General features: G+C 65.9%; 2 protein-coding genes. Both read right to left on the reverse strand.

Annotation, left to right across the window (positions count from 1 at the left end; all coding sequences use genetic code 11):
* Positions 1 to 501: 501 nt before the first annotated feature.
* Positions 502 to 1,263 carry a class I SAM-dependent methyltransferase gene (locus VQ02_RS32885; protein ID WP_048448481.1) on the reverse strand — a complete coding sequence of 254 codons (762 nt, stop codon included), beginning with the start codon at positions 1,261 to 1,263 and terminating at the stop codon, positions 502 to 504.
* A gap of 530 nt (positions 1,264 to 1,793) precedes the next feature.
* A partial coding sequence (locus tag VQ02_RS38875; RefSeq protein WP_048448480.1) for a hypothetical protein occupies positions 1,794 to 1,986 on the reverse strand: 193 nt, incomplete at its 5' end.

Consider the following 1,986-nt stretch of genomic DNA (forward strand, 5'->3'; position numbering starts at 1 on the left):
GTACCAGGCGACGCCGCAGATCGCGGGGGCGCTCAGGGCGGTGCCCGGGGTGGTGCAGGTGGAGGTGAGTTGAGGGGGCGGGCGCTCTGGGGCCCGGCCAGGGCGACGTCTGCCTTCCGTTCTCGCTTCGGGCCGCGTTGAAGGTTCCGAACTGGCAACCGCTGAAGCAAACTTGATCTGGTTGACCCTGCGATACCTGTCGCTGATGCTTTGCGAGCGATAGACCTGTCGCACCTGTGCGCCAGCGGCGGACTTTCGATCCGGCTCGCTGGCTGGCTTCGCCTAAGCTTGGCGTATGGAACTCGGCACGCCGCGCGTGGCTGCCGAGTGCAACCTGTGGCGGGTGGAGTTCAAACATCGTGAACAGCCATCGGGCCACGCGGCCAGCGCGTATGATGAATAAGTCGCAGTAGATTTCAAAACTTGCATCGAAAAATGCACGCGGGCGGCCATGTCCAGTCCGGACAGCCTGCCCGCACATCGTTCGACATCCGTGCCGAATCAATCGTGACGGATCGTGCCCTCAACGTCCCGCTTCGGAGGCGTGCAGAGGGCGCCGCAATGATAGGTGAAGACTTTTGGGGCGAGGTTCTCGCTCACGCTCAGGAGCGTCGAACGCAGGGCTCGCTTCAGGTATCCCTTCAGCGTCGAGGTGTGGAACGCGTGCACCGCCACGCTGTGGTCGAAGCAGCGCAGGTCGAGCACGTCCAGCCCGGAGGTCGCCAAGGTCAGCGAGAAGGACTCGGGCGTGTAGGCGTTGATGTGGCCGATATCGAGGGAGGCCTGGAGGTCGCTGTAACGGGTCCGGGCATGCAGCTCGCAGGGCACTTCGAGATACATGTACCGGCGGCTGACGCGGGCGATCTCCTTGAGGAAGGCGCGCTCGTCCTCGACGTGCTCGAGCACGTGGCTGGCGAAGACGAGGTCGAACGAGCCGTCCTCGAACGGCAGATGGGGCCCCGTCTGCCGGACGAAGGACAGGTTGTCCTGGTCGCGGACATGGTCGTTGTTCATGCCGGGATCGATCACGTCGACGCCGACGAAGGTCTTGCCGAGCCCCAGCTTGCTCAGCCGCGCGACGACGTCGCCCGTGCCGCAGCCCACTTCGAGCACGCTGCCGACCTGCGACGCGCGCTCTCCCAGCAACGCAACGATGTGGTTCGCCTTGTCGAGGGCGCAGATCTCACGCCAGCGGCGCTCCGTCGCGTCGTAGACCGCGTCGTAATGCGCGTTCAACTCCGTCGTCTGGAACTGGAAAGTCATCGCCATGCCTTCGATTTGCGAAACCGCGCCTTGTCGGGAGCCTGGACGGATCGAGGCTATCCAGTCAACAATCCGGATTTTGCCAGATTATTCACCATGATCGAGTGTCCACCTTGACCCAGCGGCCTCCCAGACAAGCCGTAGCCGAGTCGCGCCTCACCATCGGTAGCGGTCACGAGGTATTATGGGCCGAAAAATTTTTTGTGAAGGTATCGCGCCCTCGACGACGAATACTGAGAGCGATGGCCACGCCCTGTCTTGCCAGCCCGTGAGTCGGTCTGACGGCGAAGCGGCGCATGCGCCATTCCCCGCGGTCGCAGCCACGGCACCGCCACGGAGCCGACGCGGCCCGCTTCTGTCCCCATCCGGAACGGCCACGGGTCGCCGGTGCCGCGCGTTGGATGATGCTCGCGACGGGACATGTCCGGCGCGCACCGCGAGCGTCCGGACCGGGTCGACCTCGATCGTTCGTCGCGTGGGGCGAACGAGCGCTCCTCCACGCCGGTGGTCGCGCGGACAGGCTTCGATCCTCAGCCCCTGGGCGGCCCGTGAAGCGGCGCCATCCCATCCACGTCCGCCAGTCCCAGCCAGTCCGCCAGCGCCCGCAACTCCGCCCCCAGCGCCTCCCCAGCCGCCACGAGAGTCCCGCGGAGCGCGGCACGCTGCTCGCAGGACGGCGGGGTACGGCCCGCCTCGAACAGGAGGACGCACTCGCAGTAGGCG

The sequence above is a fragment of the Methylobacterium variabile genome (assembly GCF_001043975.1).
GTDB classification, from domain to species: Bacteria; Pseudomonadota; Alphaproteobacteria; order Rhizobiales; family Beijerinckiaceae; genus Methylobacterium; species Methylobacterium variabile.

Excerpts from the sequence above, each read along its gene's own strand:
- VQ02_RS32885 (WP_048448481.1), bottom strand. The coding sequence starts at position 1,263 with ATGACTTTCCAGTTCCAGACGACGGAGTTGAACGCGCATTACGACGCG.